The sequence below is a fragment of the Mesorhizobium sp. L-8-10 genome, from assembly GCF_016756635.1.
Classification (GTDB): Bacteria; Pseudomonadota; Alphaproteobacteria; order Rhizobiales; family Rhizobiaceae.
On record NZ_AP023263.1, the window covers coordinates 1705435 to 1719559 of the forward strand.

General features: G+C 64.1%; 13 protein-coding genes and 1 tRNA gene. 8 read left to right on the plus strand and 6 right to left on the minus strand.

Features of this window, described 5'->3' with window-relative positions:
- Positions 1–83: 83 nt before the first annotated feature.
- On the plus strand, positions 84–1403 hold the full coding sequence (locus tag JN280_RS07865) for a L,D-transpeptidase family protein (protein ID WP_202311246.1): 1320 nt from the start codon (positions 84–86) through the stop codon (positions 1401–1403).
- 2 nt (positions 1404–1405) lie between these two features.
- Positions 1406–1639, plus strand: coding sequence for a sulfurtransferase TusA family protein (locus JN280_RS07870; RefSeq protein ID WP_202311248.1), 234 nt, complete (start codon positions 1406–1408; stop codon positions 1637–1639).
- Positions 1640–1754: 115 nt separating this feature from the next.
- On the opposite strand, the gene JN280_RS07875 is transcribed toward JN280_RS07870, so the two are convergent.
- Complete coding sequence (locus JN280_RS07875; protein WP_202311250.1) at positions 1755–2984, minus strand: MFS transporter; 1230 nt, start codon at positions 2982–2984, stop codon at positions 1755–1757.
- Between the two features lie 67 nt (positions 2985–3051).
- Here JN280_RS07875 and JN280_RS07880 point away from each other — a divergent pair, with 67 nt between their 5' ends.
- A complete protein-coding gene (locus JN280_RS07880) occupies positions 3052–3504 on the plus strand; it encodes a helix-turn-helix domain-containing protein (protein WP_202314612.1) in 453 nt (150 codons plus the stop codon).
- Positions 3505–3808: 304 nt separating this feature from the next.
- On the opposite strand, the gene JN280_RS07885 is transcribed toward JN280_RS07880, so the two are convergent.
- Complete coding sequence (locus JN280_RS07885) at positions 3809–4930, minus strand: CobW family GTP-binding protein (RefSeq protein WP_202311252.1); 1122 nt, start codon at positions 4928–4930, stop codon at positions 3809–3811.
- Positions 4931–4937: 7 nt separating this feature from the next.
- Positions 4938–6071, minus strand: a complete 1134-nt coding sequence (locus JN280_RS07890; RefSeq protein WP_202311254.1) for a D-alanyl-D-alanine carboxypeptidase family protein — start codon at positions 6069–6071, stop codon at positions 4938–4940.
- 214 nt (positions 6072–6285) lie between these two features.
- Between JN280_RS07890 and JN280_RS07895 the strand changes: the two genes are divergently transcribed.
- Together JN280_RS07895 and JN280_RS07900 are read left to right on the plus strand one after the other, a co-directional pair.
- Entirely contained in the window at positions 6286–7449 is a 1164-nt protein-coding gene (locus JN280_RS07895; RefSeq protein ID WP_202311256.1) for a M20 aminoacylase family protein, read from the plus strand.
- A gap of 120 nt (positions 7450–7569) precedes the next feature.
- Positions 7570–7646, plus strand: a tRNA-Arg gene (locus JN280_RS07900).
- 30 nt (positions 7647–7676) lie between these two features.
- Here the strand turns inward: JN280_RS07900 and JN280_RS07905 are convergent.
- From JN280_RS07905 to JN280_RS07915, 3 genes are read right to left on the minus strand one after another with little or no spacing between them, the layout of a single operon-like run.
- Positions 7677–9311 carry a TPR end-of-group domain-containing protein gene (locus JN280_RS07905; protein WP_202311258.1) on the minus strand — a complete coding sequence of 545 codons (1635 nt, stop codon included), beginning with the start codon at positions 9309–9311 and terminating at the stop codon, positions 7677–7679.
- Positions 9312–9360: 49 nt separating this feature from the next.
- Positions 9361–9612 carry a hypothetical protein gene (locus tag JN280_RS07910; protein WP_202311260.1) on the minus strand — a complete coding sequence of 84 codons (252 nt, stop codon included), beginning with the start codon at positions 9610–9612 and terminating at the stop codon, positions 9361–9363.
- A complete protein-coding gene (locus tag JN280_RS07915; RefSeq protein ID WP_202311262.1) occupies positions 9605–9973 on the minus strand; it encodes a hypothetical protein in 369 nt (122 codons plus the stop codon). Before JN280_RS07915 ends, JN280_RS07910 begins: the two co-directional genes overlap by 8 nt.
- 450 nt (positions 9974–10423) lie before the next feature.
- Here JN280_RS07915 and JN280_RS07920 point away from each other — a divergent pair, with 450 nt between their 5' ends.
- From JN280_RS07920 to JN280_RS07930, 3 genes are all read left to right on the plus strand, one after another.
- Positions 10424–12034, plus strand: coding sequence for a DUF1254 domain-containing protein (locus JN280_RS07920; RefSeq protein WP_202311264.1), 1611 nt, complete (start codon positions 10424–10426; stop codon positions 12032–12034).
- 448 nt (positions 12035–12482) lie between these two features.
- Positions 12483–12734, plus strand: coding sequence for a DUF982 domain-containing protein (locus JN280_RS07925; protein ID WP_202311266.1), 252 nt, complete (start codon positions 12483–12485; stop codon positions 12732–12734).
- A gap of 161 nt (positions 12735–12895) precedes the next feature.
- A complete protein-coding gene (locus JN280_RS07930) occupies positions 12896–14116 on the plus strand; it encodes a helix-turn-helix domain-containing protein (protein ID WP_202311268.1) in 1221 nt (406 codons plus the stop codon).
- Positions 14117–14125 lie beyond the last annotated feature (9 nt).

Consider the following 14125-nt stretch of genomic DNA (forward strand, 5'->3'; position numbering starts at 1 on the left):
GGGTTAACGGGGCTAGGGTGTGCGCGCCCCGACAGACCGGTGGGGACAATTCAGAGACCGGCCGAGAGAGACGACGACACCAGATGATGGCCCGCATCGCACGCACCGGTTTGCTGTTCGCCGCGCTGGCATTGGCCGGCTGCAACGAAAGCTCGATGTCCGACTTCGTGCCGAATGCCGGCAAGTCGCTGCCGTCGAAGATCCTGACCGAAATGAGCGCCAAGGGCATGAGCCGCAACTCGCCGGTTCTGGCGCGCATCTTCAAGGAAGAGGGCAAGCTCGAAGTCTGGAAGCAGAAGAGCAACGGGCGCTACGACATCATAGCGACCTACGACATCTGCAAATATTCGGGAAAGCTCGGGCCGAAATTCATCGAAGGGGATCGCCAGGCGCCGGAGGGCTTCTATACCGTCCGCCCGGCCCAGATGAATCCGAATTCGAAATTCCATCTTTCGTTCAACATCGGCTATCCCAACGCCTATGACCGTGCGCATGGACGCACCGGCTCCAACCTGATGGTGCATGGCGGCTGCTCCTCGTCGGGCTGCTATTCCATGAAAGACGACCAGATCGAGCAGATCTATCTTTTCGCCCGCGAATCCTTCGCCGGTGGCCAGACCGAGTTCCAGATCCAGGCCTATCCCTTCCGCATGACGGCGGCCAATATGGCGCGCTACCGCAACGATCCGAACTACGCGTTCTGGAAGAACCTGAAGGAAGGCTACGACCACTTCGAGCTTACCAAGGTGCCGCCGAAGGTCGATGTCTGCGAGAAGCGCTACGTCTTCAACCAGGTGACGGACGGCAAGGCCTTCTCGCCGACCGGGGCCTGCCCGATCTCGACGCAGCCGCCCGCACTGGCCAGCGCCTACCAGTCCTACCAGACCCAGTACGAGGCCGCATTCGCCAGCGCGGCCGCGGACAGCGCGGCGCCGACCAAGCCGTCGATCAAGGGCATCCAGGAAGCCAAGGTCGTGCAGGACTGGACGCATCGGCGGGCGCGGGGCGAGCGCATCTCGATCGAGCCGCCGTCGCTCGCGGACGACGGCACCGTGGTGGCGACGCCGCGCATGGGCCGTATCGATTCGCCGGCCGGTCGCCGCATGGCAGCCCTGGAGGCCGAGGCCGCCGCCAGGAGGAAGGCCGAGGAAGAAAAGCTCGCGGCCGAAAAACGCGCCGAAGAGGAAAAGGCCGCCGCAATAGCTGCAGCCAAGGCCGAGAAGGAAGCCGCGGAGGCGGCGGCCGCTGCGGCCGAGACCGTGCCGGCTGCTCCCGCCGAGGCGACGCCTGCCGAGGGCGCGACCGAGACCGCCGAAGCCCCTGCGCAGGAGGAGAAGAAGCCCGGCCTGCTCGGCTCCATCGGCTCCGTGCGCAAGCGCATCGGCAGCATCTTCGGCAGTTGAGATTGGCTTCCCGTACTGCGGTCTATGACCTCAAGGGACTGAACTGCCCCTTGCCGGTGCTCAAGGCCAGGAAGCGGCTGAAGACCATGCGCCCGGGTAGCCGTCTCTGGCTCGAAACCACGGATCCGCTTGCCGCGATCGACATCCCTGCCTTCTGCACCGAGGCCGGCCACAGGCTGGTGGAAACGGTCGTCGTCGAAGGCGGGCTTCGCTTTCTGATCGAACGTGGGGGGTAAGCGCGAGCTCTTTACGATCGTGCTGGAGCGAGGGGCCGAGCAGATTGCGCCACCCGCACCTTCCAGGATCGCCTCGCGAAGGAACTGCGGCTCGCGCCTTTGCCCGGAACACGTGTCAGGGCCTGCCGACCGATCGCGTGCGCATCCAGTTGGCACCGCCCGCAACTCCGGCTGCAACGCTCATCGCCGCAACAAGCAGAGCCGTTGCGTGGAACAGTCCTGCATAGCCGAAACTCGCGATGAGCGGCGAACTGACAAGGGGCGAACAGAACTGGCCCATGAAAATGGACGCCGTCAGAACTCCTCCGCCCAGACCTCTGTATCGCGCCGGTGCGAGCTCCAGCATCAGCGCAACGAAACTCGGCGAGGCCAGAGCGTAGCCCGTCCCGATCGCTGCAGCTGCTGCAAACAAGGACACGGTCGACGCTGCTTGGAGCAGCAGGAAGAAGCCGAGCGCCATCGCTGCATAGGCAAGGAAGAAGATGCCGGGATAGCCGGTCGCCCGCTGGATTCGAGGATAGAGCAGCGCGGAGCAGCCCCCGGCGATCATGAGGATGCCGAGGAAAGCGCCCGTCATGATCGCGCCGTCATAACCTGCGGCCTCGAGGTAGAATGACATCTGGGTCGGCATGACGAAGAAGATCATGTTGGTGGCCGCCTGAAGAATGACCAACAACAGGAGGAGTGCGACCCAGGTCGGATGCCTGTCGGCGATCTCCGCCTGCCTCGCGTCAGGGGCTTCGGGGCTTCGGGGCGCCGGGTCGACGATGACCCTCCACATCAACGGCAGAAATACGGCTGCCAGACCGTAGATGGCGAAAGGCAAACGCGGTGACAGTGCCGCGATCCATCCGGCAAGCGAGATGAAGACCAGGCCTCCAAAATTCCGCGCCGAAATCTGCAGTCCCGTGAGGGCGCTTCGGTGGTTGCCGGTGAAGTAGTCGCCGACAAGTGCGGTCTGTGCGGTCATGATCAGAGCGACCGCAACCCCAAGCACGAGACGACTGGCGAAGATCGCCTGAAGGCTCGGGAGGACCAGCCCGGCGCATCCGGCGATGATGAAGAGGATCACACCGGAAAGAAGCAGCCGACGCCGTCCGAATCGATCCGCCATGACCCCGGCGAGCGGCGCGCAAAGGGCGACGCTCAGCGAGGGAGCCGGTACGAGAAGGCGTGTCAGCAGGGCTGCATTCGGATCGTCCGCGAGCAGGCGCTCGAGGCCAGGAAGCGCAGGGCTGATCGTCGCATTTGCCATCACGGTCAGCGATGCCGCCATCAACAATGCGATCGCGCGCCCGTCAACCCAGACAGGCCTCGCGCTTGTGGTCTCGTGAACGCTCTCCATGACTTACCTCTTGCAAAAATCGTCATTCCGGGAGAGCGTACGACTTCAAGTCAACTTGAGGTCAAGCATGCATTTTCTGGATATCGGGGACGTTGCGGAACGCTCGGGCGTGCCGCCGTCGACGCTGCGCTACTACGAGGAAATCGGACTGATCCGCTCGCTTGGGCGACATGGTCTGCGGCGGCAATTCGATGCGGACGTTCTCTTGAAACTGTCCCTTATCGGCCTCGGGAAGCTGGCGGGCTTTTCGCTGGTCGAGATCGCCGGCATGTTCGGGCAGGATGGCCGACCTGATATTCCGCGTGGCCAGCTGCATGCCAAAGCCAACGAATTGCAGCGGCAGATCGTGGATCTCCGGGTGCTGCGGGACGTCCTCCGCCATGTCGCCGACTGCCCGGCCCCGACGCATCTGGAGTGCCCAAGCTTTCGCAAGCTTCTCAAGGCGGCGACGCGTAGCAGGGCTGCGGATCATTCTCGCGGGCGCCGGCCAAAAAAGCTCATTCCGGCTGGAGGGCGGTAAAGCGCAGGTCGCTGTCGTCAGTGTGGATGCTGGCCAGCGATGGTGCGATCGCGCCTGGCTAACCGCACAACGGTTGCCACGCCCTCCATCCGGAAGCGGAAAGGCAGCCACGCTGAAACGCGGAGGGATGCGAGGTGTCCAGCTTCACCGTGGTGATGAAAGCTGCACTCCAAACCGCTTCGTTCACCGGACGATAACTGCACGACACGGGCAGGATCGGGCCTCGCAACGAGGCTGTGAGACCGGATTGTCGCCGTCGTTCAATAAGTGCTCGAAAGGAACTGCGACGGTAGCGCCCGCAACCTCACCGCACCCCGCCGAACCCGGCAATGGCGAGGGGGTTGTCACGCAGCGCCGCATGGTCGGGGGTATCGGGCGCCGGCTTGCCGGTCACGGCCGCGAAGAGGCGCTTCACATAGTCTTCGGGCAGGTCGACCATGATCAGCACGAGCCGCGTCCCGCGTTTCTCGTCCGGCCATGCCGGCAGCCGCGCCGGTGGATGCAGGATCTTCTGCACGCCATGCACCACCAGCGGCCGGCCTGGATCCTCGGCAAGCTCGACGATGCCTTTCAGCCGGAGCAACTGGTCGCCCTGGGTGGAAGTCAGCAGGTCGAGGAAGGTCTCGATCGCAGCGAAGGGCAGCGGCCCGTCATGCACAAGCGACAGTGAGCGCACCCGCGCGTCATGCCGACCATGGCCGTGATGCGAATGGCCATGGTGGTCGTGATCATCATGGTCATGATCATGGCCGTGATGGGCATGTTCGGCTTCGCCGAGCCAGCGCCGGACGTCGGCCGTGCGGGTGGCGGGATCGTAGAGGCCGCAGGCGACCAAGGAGGCCATGCTTGCCGCCGCCTCGCCGCCGTCGAGGATCGGCGCGCCGGGATTGATCGCCCGCAGCCGGGCTTTCAGCTCGGCCGTGCCGGGCTCCATGTCCGTCTTGGTCAGCACGATGCGGTCGGCCACGGCGATCTGTTTCACCGCCTCGACATGGGCGTCGAGGGTGGCGGCGCCGTTCACCGCGTCGACCAGGGTCACGACCCCGTCGAGCCGATAGGCTTGCAGAAGCACGGGATGGGCCATGATCGACTGCAGCACCGGAACCGGGTCGGCCAGCCCGGTCGTCTCGATGACGACGCGCTTCAGTCCGGCGATCCGGCCGGTCTGCAGCCGGTCGACGAGGTCGGCCAGCGTGTCGACCAGTTCGCCGCGCACGGTGCAGCAGAGGCAGCCGTCGGAAAGCTGGATGACGCCGTCGGAAGCCTGCTCGACCAGCAGATGGTCGATGGCGACATCCCCGAACTCATTGATGATGACGGCCGTATCGGCCATATCAGGATCTTTCAGCAGCCGGTTGAGCAGCGTCGTCTTGCCGGCGCCCAGGAAGCCGGTGAGCACGGAGACGGGGATCGGGTCGTGGCGCATGGCCGGCCTAGTTCACGCCCGCCGCGGCCTTGACCCGCGCGTCGGCCTTCGTCTCGATCGGGGTGCCGTCGACAGGGCGCGGCGTGGGAATCGGCACGTCGACCTCTTCGGCCCGGTCGCGCCAGGCCAGCGGCACCGGTCCGGTCGCCTTGCCGAGGCCGACGGCGACGAGCTTCGGATTGGCGATCTTCTCCAGCCAGCGCGATTTGACCTTCTTGGCCTCGTGGTCACCGGCGGCCTCGGACTGCGCCGCGGCCTGTTTCCGGTCGCACACTTCGGGCCGCATGTTGACGGGGCCGGGATCCTGCATGCCGTAGGCCGCCAGGCTCGTCAGGGTCTGGCTCTGCGTGCCGGTCGCGGCGAAGCCGCGCTCCAGCAGGCCGGCGGCGTAGTCGGTCCTGGTGACCGCCGACTTCTGCCCCAGCACGACCACCGCAAGCGTCCTGCCGTCGCGTGTCGCCGTGCCGACCAGGTTGAAGCCGGACTCGCAGATGAAGCCGGTCTTCATGCCGTCTGCGCCTTCGAAGCGGCCGACCAGCATGTTGTAGCTCATCAGCCTCTTCTTGCCGGCGAGCAGGCCCTCGATCGAGAAGTAGGAGGCATATTCCGGAAACTCGTTGCGGATCGCCATGACGAGCAGGCCGAGGTCGCGGGCGGTGGCGTACTGGTCGGGCGAATGCAGGCCGTTGGGATTGACGAAATGCGAATCGGTCATTCCGAGCCGGGCGGCCTCGGCGTTCATGCGCGCGGCGAACGCTTCCTGCGACCCGCCGACATTCTCGCCCACGGCCATGGCGACGTCGTTGGCCGACTTGATGATCATCATCTTCAGCGCATTGTCGAGCGTCATCACCGAGCCGGGCTTGTAGCCCATCTTGCTCGGTGGCTCGCCGGCCGCATGTTTTGTCATCCGGATCGGGGAATCAAGCTGCAGTTCCCCCGCCTTCAGCGCGCGGAATGTCACATAGGCGGTCATCAGCTTCGTCAGGGAGGCGGGATGCCAGCGCTTGAAGGCATCCTCATGGGCGAGCACCTTGCCCGATTTCGCATCGAACAGGATCGATGGGCTCGCCGCCGCAGGCGCCGCCGCCAGGAGGAGGATGCCGGTGAGCGCCCGGCGAAAAAAATGCGTCCCTGCCATCGTATCCCGAACAGTCCCTGCCGCAATCCTGAGGCGAATTCCGGTCCTTGAGCTTCGGCGCGGATCGGCTATGGTTTCAAGCCCGATCGGCGCCCGGTCGACCAGTGCCGGTGCTATTTAGCCTATGTGACGCCAAAATGGCAAAGTCCGGCCGATCACGATCTCAACAGCGGACGCTTCGCGGCCCGCCCAAGCAACGAAGGCCCAGCTCTACATGCCCATCCTGAACCGCGCCGCCGAAATGCAGGACGAAGTCGCCGGCTGGCGACGAGAGCTCCACCAGATGCCGGAGCTGAGTTTCGACCTGTTCAAGACATCCGAATTCGTCGCCGACAAGCTGAGGGCCTTCGGTTGCGACGAGGTGGTCACCGGTCTGGCCAAAACAGGCGTGGTCGCCATCATCCGCGGCAATCTCGGCGCCGGCGCGACGATCGGGCTAAGGGCCGACATGGACGCGCTGCCGATCGCCGAAGCGAGCGGTGTACCTCATGCCTCGAAGCATCCGGGCGCCATGCATGCCTGCGGCCATGACGGCCACACCGCCATGCTGCTGGGGGCGGCCAAATACCTGGCCGAGACCCGCAATTTCGCCGGCTCGGTGGCGGTCATCTTCCAGCCGGCCGAGGAGGGCGGCGGCGGCGGCGGCGTCATGGTCCGCGAAGGCATGATGGAGCGTTTCGGCATCGGCAAGGTGTTCGGCATGCACAATATGCCGGGCCTTGCCGTCGGCGAATTCGCCATCCGGCCGGGACCGATCATGGCGGCCACGGCCGAATTCACTATCACCGTCAAGGGACGCGGCGGCCACGCGGCCATGCCGCACCGCTCGGTCGATCCGGTGGTGGTGGCAAGCCAGATCGTCATGGTGTTCCAGACCATCGTGTCGCGCACGGTGGACCCGATCGATTCGCTCGTGGTGACCGTGACGAAGTTCCATGCCGGCGATGCCTACAACGTCATCCCGGCGCAGGCCGAGATCGCGGGCACGGTGCGCACGCTGCGCAAGGAAGTGGCGGCGCTGGCGCGCGAGCGCATCCATGCCATCTGCGCCGGCATAGGTGCCGCGCATGCGGCGGAAATCGACGTCCGTTACGATGCCAACTATCCCGTCACTTTCAACAATCCGGAGGAAGCGATCTTCGCGGGCGATGTGGCGACCACGGTGGCCGGCGAGAAGAATGTCGACCGCGCGGTCGAGCCGCTGATGGGCGGCGAGGACTTCTCCTATATGCTCGAAGCCCGGCCCGGCGCCTTCATCTTCCTCGGCAACGGCGATACCGCCAACCTCCACAATCCCGGCTACGACTTCAACGACGAGGCCATCCCCCACGGCATCAGCTACTGGGTGCGCCTGACGGAGACGGCGCTCGCCGCCTGAGCAGGCGAGACCGCGAGGGGTGGGCGCAACCACCCTTCGCCGTTCCGCATTCTCCTGTCGACGCGACGCGACGAAACGGGTTGGCGAACCGCCCCGAAGCCGCTATGAGTGGCGTCGCGTGGTCCCGTAGCTCAGTAGGATAGAGCGACAGATTCCTAATCTGTAGGTCACAGGTTCGATTCCTGTCGGGATCACCACTCGATCAGCTGCCTGGCGCAAGCAGCGCGTCATGGTGCTCTTGAACGAAGGAGGAACTGGAAGCGCGGGTGATCGCGAATGGCGTCGAAATCCACGTCATGACGTATCTGCTCTATCGCGTTCCGGCTCACGCCTCGGACAGCCCCTTCCAAGCGCCGCACCGCTTCCTCCACGTCCCCGAGTACCGAATGCACGCAGGCGGCGTTGTATTGCGTGACGAAATCGTCCGGATCGATCGTCAGCGCTCTCGCAAGCCAGGAATGTGCCTTATCGTGGTCACCGAGATAGGCGAGCGCGAGGGCTCCGCGATGCAGCGGCGCGGCACTTTCAGGATGCAGCGCCGCGGCGCGTTCGGCGCGCTCGAAACTGGTCCTTGCCCATCTCGGCCGTTCCGGATCGTCCCTTGTCAGGAAGCTCGCGACCATCAGCGGCGAATAATAGTCGTCGGGCCGGAGCCGTGCCGTCAGTTTGAATGTGGAGATCAATCTCTCTCGGTTCCCAAGGAAACGCGCCATGGTCTCCGCCGAGAAGAAGTTGGCATCGTATGAATTGGGGTCGATGGAAAGAGCTGTCCGGTATGCCAGTTCGGCTTCCTCGTATCTTTCACAGCAGAACAGAGCGAAACCCCTGGCCGCGTGAGCCTCGGCAAGGGTGGTGTCGAAATGGAGCGCCTTGTCGGCGATATCCAGGATCGCATCGGCGGCGATATCCTGACCATGGCGATTCAGCAGAAAGCAGTCGCATATCACCATCCCCGCATAGGCGCGCCCATAGCGAGGATCGAGTTCAGCCGCTTTGGCGAACATGCGTCGCGCCAACAGGAGATACGGCTTGGTGAATTCTACCATCAACTGCCGCCCGCGGAGCTCGTAGTGATAGGCTTCGATGCTGTGGGTACGGGTCTGCCGCATGGCGCGCCGTTCTTCAGGCAGCAGTTCCAGCTCCAGATGCCGGACCACCGCTTCGGTAATCTCGTCCTGGATTGCGAAGATGTCGGCGAGTTCCCGGTCGAACCGTTCCGCCCACAGAAGCTCTCCGGACTTGCCTTCGAGCAGGCGTGTGGAGACGCGTAGCTGTTGGCCGGACAAGCGGACGCTCCCCTCTAGAAGATACCCGACACCGAGTTCGCGCGCGATCTCGCCGCCGCGCAACTCGTGCTGCTTGAATGTGAAACTGTAGTTCCTCGAAACGACCCGGAGTCTCCGGCTTTTCGCCAACGCTGTGATGATGTCCTCGGCGATCCCATCCGCGAACCAATCCTGATCGGCCCCCGCGGTCTCGAACGGCAACACGGCGATCGACGGCTTGTCGTTCGGCGACTGAGGTCTTGGGGGCCCGGGCTGTCTCTGTTCCTCGATCGAGCGAAGCTGCTTCTCGTCCAGGATATAGCCGCGACGCGGCACGGTGCGGATGAAACCCTCCGCCTGCGGACCGAGGGCGACGCGAATATCCTTCAGGCACTGGCTGAGTGAATCGTCCGAGACGATGACATCCGGCCACACGACTTCGATCAGCTCGTGTTTGCCGATCACCCTGCCCGGGTTCTTGATCAGATAGGTCAGCAAGGCCAGCGATTTGGCGCGCAACCTCACGTCGCCGGCGCCATTGCGGAGCCTGCCTTGCTTCAGGTCGAGCGTATGGCCTGCGAATTCGAAAACGGACATGGATCGCTTCGCGCTATCGCTTCGGCTCGCCGGCGATCATGCCCGACAATCACCCACATTTCCACCAAGCGGACAGCCCGCTGTCCTTGCGCCGAGCGGCATTCAACGCGTCGCCCGAACGCTGTGCTTCGCTCCGTGTCTCATAGGCGAGCAACTCGCCGTCCAATGTCGCTGGAATCGAGCGAGCCCTCTCCCAGAAAAGGAAAAGACCAGCCGGGTCGGTCACCACGTCGTAACGAATGGCAGGAATCCGGAGGGCTTCCACATCGGCGACGATCCGCCTTTGATGGCCGTCAAACACGGCGGCCCACCTTCGGTGGGAGGTCGTCAGACGGAACACCGTACTCGAAATCAAAAGGTCGGCGCATTTCGTGATAGTCACGCCATGACTCGCAACCAGCGATACGTCTCATTCCAATATCGGCCAGTTGGGATTCACTCATGCTGTCGAAAAACATCCAGCTTGCCCGCGTGTTGCACCACCTCTCCCATCCGGCGATCAACACGTTCAGCCATCCGAACAGCCTGTGACCGGTACCATGATGGCTCGTTTCCAACGGCTTGATGCCAAGGATGGTCATCGCTTGCTCCTTCTCGCAGTTCGATAGCGGAGCATCGCGCCCTGCCGGCGGGATGTCTGGAATGTCGGTTGAAATTGGCATGAAATTTCGCCGATGCGTATCAGCGGCGGGCATGTGGGAAGAGTGCCCCTTGATGGATACCTCCCGCTGCAGCGGTCACCCTCAGGGTGTTGTTGGGGCCCGGGTTTTGGCGAAAGCGCCCTGCGCGGCTCTGACGGAGTGGGATAGGCAGACCGCTCCGCCAACCAGGTAGTAGTATATTCGTGGTTGCTAATGTCTCTTGTACTTGGGGGAAACTCCGCGTCAGTGGCTATAGTGGAGTACAGTTATTTACCTTCACAGGAGGTGCAACAGCGCATCAATTGGATTTCTGAAAGAGGAATCGGAGAGGAGTGGTGAGTTGGCGAGCGGGCGGCACGCAGCAAGCCCCGGGAGCCGACAGCATGTGAATGGAGGGGCGCAAAGCGCCACCACCATTGGTTAGGCTCCGCCAAGCATGGGGCCGGTCAGAGCATCAAGGGAATTTGAACAATGGTCCGCTTAGCCTTAGTCAGCAGCCTCGCCTTCGTTCTTGCGACAGGTCCAGCTTTCTCCGAAGTATCCGCCGAAACCGTCAAATCGCTCTCGGCGCCAGACACGATTGAAACACGAGCGGGCAAGCTTGATTTCCGGGACGGAGCGCCGACCGAGGAAACGGCGCGGAAGATCTACGACACCCTGGACTTCACGCGCGCGCTGAACGTCTACAACAACAGCTTCCGCGGCGCGTCCGCACTCGCCCTTGTCAAGGGCTTCGAGGAGATCGGCGCCAAGCCCGGCGAAGTGGTCATATTTCCTGAGCTGATGGATTCGGCTTCGTTGTTCCTGACCGCCAATGCCGACACGATCTACTACATGACCGGACTCGACCTGACGAAGGGCCCGGTGGTGGTCGAGCAGCCGTCGGGCGGCATCGGCACGATCAACGACATGTGGTTCTCCTGGGTCATCGATATCGGTGCGCCGGGGCCGGATCGCGGGCTTGGCGGAAAGTACCTGATCGTCGGCCCGGACTATGACGGCCCGCTGCCTGAGGGCGGCTACTTCGTCGCCCATGCGAAGACCAACTTCGCGCTCTATGCGGCGCGCGCCAACCTAGTCGACAACGATCCGAAGCCGGCTGTCGATAACATCAAGCGCAACATGAAGGTCTATCCGTACCAGCCCGGCGCCTTCGGCTCCAGCATCGCCCAGGCCCTCGACGGAAGCGTGCGCATTGCCGAAGAACCGAAGATTCCCGAGACGAAGTTCATCGAAGCGACCGGACGCTCGTTCAACACGATCCCGCCCAGCGACTTCGGCTTCTTCGAACTGATCAATGAGAACGTCCAGAACGAGCCCGCCACCAGCTACGACGTGGAACTGGCGGGCCAGCTCGCCGCGATCGGCATCGTGCATGGCAAGGAGTTCAAGCCGGACGAGCGGATGAAGAAAATCCTGTCCGAAGCCGCCGCGGTCGGGCAGGCTACGGGTCGGGCGCTCAACTGGCGGTTTGCGACGAAGCACCCCGAGTGGGCCTACTACGAGGGCTCGCACTGGGGCAGCATGCTGTGGGAAGGCGGCGCCTTCTTCGAGACGCCGCCACCCCTGTTCGAGGGCGGCGTGTTCAAACCGCTGCCGCCGACAGGCGCCCGCACCCTCGATTCGCGCGCGGCCTTCTACTACGGCTACACGCTCGATTCACCGGGCATGATCATGCGCATCCCCGGCGTGGGTTCGCAATATCTGATGGGTTTCCTGGACGCCGACGGCGAGCCGTTCGATGGTGCGAAGACCTACAAGGTGACCCTGCCCAAGGATGTCCCGGCGGCGGCATTCTGGTCTTTCACCCTCTATGACAACCAGACGCGCTCGATGCTGCAAACTCCGCAGAAGTACCCCCGTGCCGGCAGCCAGAGCTATCCGTCACCAGCAGCGGAGGCGGCCGGCGACGGCACCACAACGGTCTATTTCGGCCCCTCTCAGCCAGAAGGCGTCGCGCGCGGCAACTGGATACAAACCGATCCAAAGAAGGGCTGGTTCACGATCCTGCGCCTCTACAGCCCGCTCCCGTCGTTCTTCGACAAGAGCTGGCGTCCGAGCGAGATCGAACCGGTCGAGTGAACCGAGAAGCGGGGAACGGCGGTACACACGCTAGGAATGGCGCCGTTGGCCGTTAGACTTGCGCCCCGCCATCAGGCCGGCAATCGGCAGGAGTGGGCGGCAATGGATAGGGATCACGACCCTACCAACACCGCCCATACCTTCTTTCCGAACGCCACGAGGATCAGTCGCTCGACGTTCCCGATATGGTTTCCTTCCCTGTCGTAGACATTCGTTCCAACAACCATATCGCTCGCGATGAGTTCGTGCGTTTCCTTGACGTCGGGTTTTGTTCATCATGACGTGCTCCTTTTCGTTTCGGACAAGAGCAGCGTGCCGGCACTGCAGGCGTTCCGGTGAGGGTCCCGCCTGGAACCAAGCTGGCGCCGTCACGTTCCAAGTGCGGGACTTCTGCCGATCCCGGGTTCCATCAAGCTCCGGTGGGCCGCCGAATAGTTGATCTCGACTCATGGACGAAAAGCCCTTTGAGGAACCGGTTCTCGTCAGGTTGGAGCCGCTCGGCCCTGCCCTGCCGATCCACTCCACCAAAAAGGCGGTGGAACTGCTGACCGATGCCCGATGGCCCAGTGAGCGCGGGCCACGTCACAGAGATGCTGTCGACGCCTGTCTGAAGGTCCTGGATGGCCACAGATCCACGCTCGACGCGCGGAATGCACTTCTCGAGGCCGCACGTGAAGCCGAAATTCTTGTAGCGGTTTGAGTTGGAACCTGCGATCCATCTCGAGCGGCAGGCTTCGTCGCGACGCAACAGGTGCCTGGTATCGCGATGTTTCCTCTCGTTTCATTGCCGGCGCGGGTGGCCATGACATAGGTTCGGGACAAAGCTCGACTGACGAGGGTGACAAGTGTGACGGCATTGCGATGGACTCGCTGATCACGGCCGCCGCGCAGGCACTGGCGGCAGGAGATGCCCTCGGCGCCTTGAAACGCGTCGCCCTGCGTGACGACGCACCCGCGCTCGCGCTCCGGGGCATCGCCATGGCGCAGCTCGGCGATCTCGTTCGCGCCAAGGTCCTGCTCAAGAGCGCGGCGCGCGCCTTCGGCCCGAGGGAGACGATTGCACGTGCGCGCTGCATCGCCGCCGAGGCCGAGATCGCGCTCGTCTCGCGCGATCTTTCCTGGCCTCTGAAGGCACTCGATGCCGCGCGTGCGACATTCGAAGCACATGGCGACCGGCTGAATGCCGCGCATGTCAGGAACATCGAGGCGCGGCGGCTGCTCCTGGTCGGCCGCCTCGACGAGGCCGAGCGCATGCTCGACGGGCTCGATCCCACGGAATTGCCACCCGCCTTGCGGGCGGCGCATGAGCTGACGATCGCCGGGATCGGCGTCCGGCGCCTGCAGACGAAGGCGGCGCGCACTGCGCTTGCCCGCGCCGGACAGGCCGCACGGCAGGCGGGAATGTCCGCTCTGACGGCGGAGGTCGAAAGCGCGTCGCAGGCGTTGAACAGGCCGGCCGCGCGGTCGATCGTCAGGGGCGAGGAACGCCATCTGCTGCTGGACGAGGTCGAAGCGCTTCTGGCATCGGGGGCGCTCGTGATCGACGCGTGCCGGAACGTCGTGCGGGACGACAGGCAGGCGGTCTCGCTGGCGACGCGACCCGTGCTGTTCGCGCTCGCACGTGCACTGGCCGAGGCCTGGCCGGCCGACGTGTCGCGAAGCACGCTGCTCTTGCGTGCCTTCGGCGCCAGACATGCCGACGAGTCGCACCGCGCCCGGCTGCGGGTCGAGATCGGTCGGCTTCGCGTCGAGCTTCGCACGCTTGTCGACGTGAATGCCACGAAGCAGGGTTTTGCGCTTGCCCCACGCCGAGCGGGCGAAGTGGTTGTCCTGGCGCCGCCGGTCGAGGAGCAGAATGCCGATGTGCTGGCTTTCCTCGCCGATGGCGAATCCTGGTCGAGTTCGGCCCTGGCCGTCGCGCTCGGCACGAGCCCCCGCACGGTGCAGCGGGCGCTGGAGCAACTCGCGGCCGCCGGCAAGGTCCAGTCCTTCGGCCGCGGGCGGGCGCTTCGCTGGATGACCCCGCCCGTGCCCGGTTTCCCGACAAGCTTGTTACTCCCCGGCCCGCCGCCCGGAGATTAGGATGGGAAG

What these genes read in the sequence shown, in the direction of transcription:
- JN280_RS07890 (WP_202311254.1), bottom strand. Translation starts at nt 6,071, where the DNA reads ATGGCAGGGACGCATTTTTTTCGCCGGGCGCTCACCGGCATCCTCCTC.
- JN280_RS07930 (WP_202311268.1), top strand. Translation starts at nt 12,896, where the DNA reads ATGGACTCGCTGATCACGGCCGCCGCGCAGGCACTGGCGGCAGGAGAT.
- JN280_RS07875 (WP_202311250.1), bottom strand. Translation starts at nt 2,984, where the DNA reads ATGGAGAGCGTTCACGAGACCACAAGCGCGAGGCCTGTCTGGGTTGAC.
- JN280_RS07925 (WP_202311266.1), top strand. Translation starts at nt 12,483, where the DNA reads ATGGACGAAAAGCCCTTTGAGGAACCGGTTCTCGTCAGGTTGGAGCCG.
- JN280_RS07915 (WP_202311262.1), bottom strand. Translation starts at nt 9,973, where the DNA reads ATGCCAATTTCAACCGACATTCCAGACATCCCGCCGGCAGGGCGCGAT.
- JN280_RS07885 (WP_202311252.1), bottom strand. Translation starts at nt 4,930, where the DNA reads ATGCGCCACGACCCGATCCCCGTCTCCGTGCTCACCGGCTTCCTGGGC.
- JN280_RS07895 (WP_202311256.1), top strand. Translation starts at nt 6,286, where the DNA reads ATGCCCATCCTGAACCGCGCCGCCGAAATGCAGGACGAAGTCGCCGGC.
- JN280_RS07920 (WP_202311264.1), top strand. Translation starts at nt 10,424, where the DNA reads ATGGTCCGCTTAGCCTTAGTCAGCAGCCTCGCCTTCGTTCTTGCGACA.
- JN280_RS07905 (WP_202311258.1), bottom strand. Translation starts at nt 9,311, where the DNA reads ATGTCCGTTTTCGAATTCGCAGGCCATACGCTCGACCTGAAGCAAGGC.
- JN280_RS07865 (WP_202311246.1), top strand. Translation starts at nt 84, where the DNA reads ATGATGGCCCGCATCGCACGCACCGGTTTGCTGTTCGCCGCGCTGGCA.
- JN280_RS07880 (WP_202314612.1), top strand. Translation starts at nt 3,052, where the DNA reads ATGCATTTTCTGGATATCGGGGACGTTGCGGAACGCTCGGGCGTGCCG.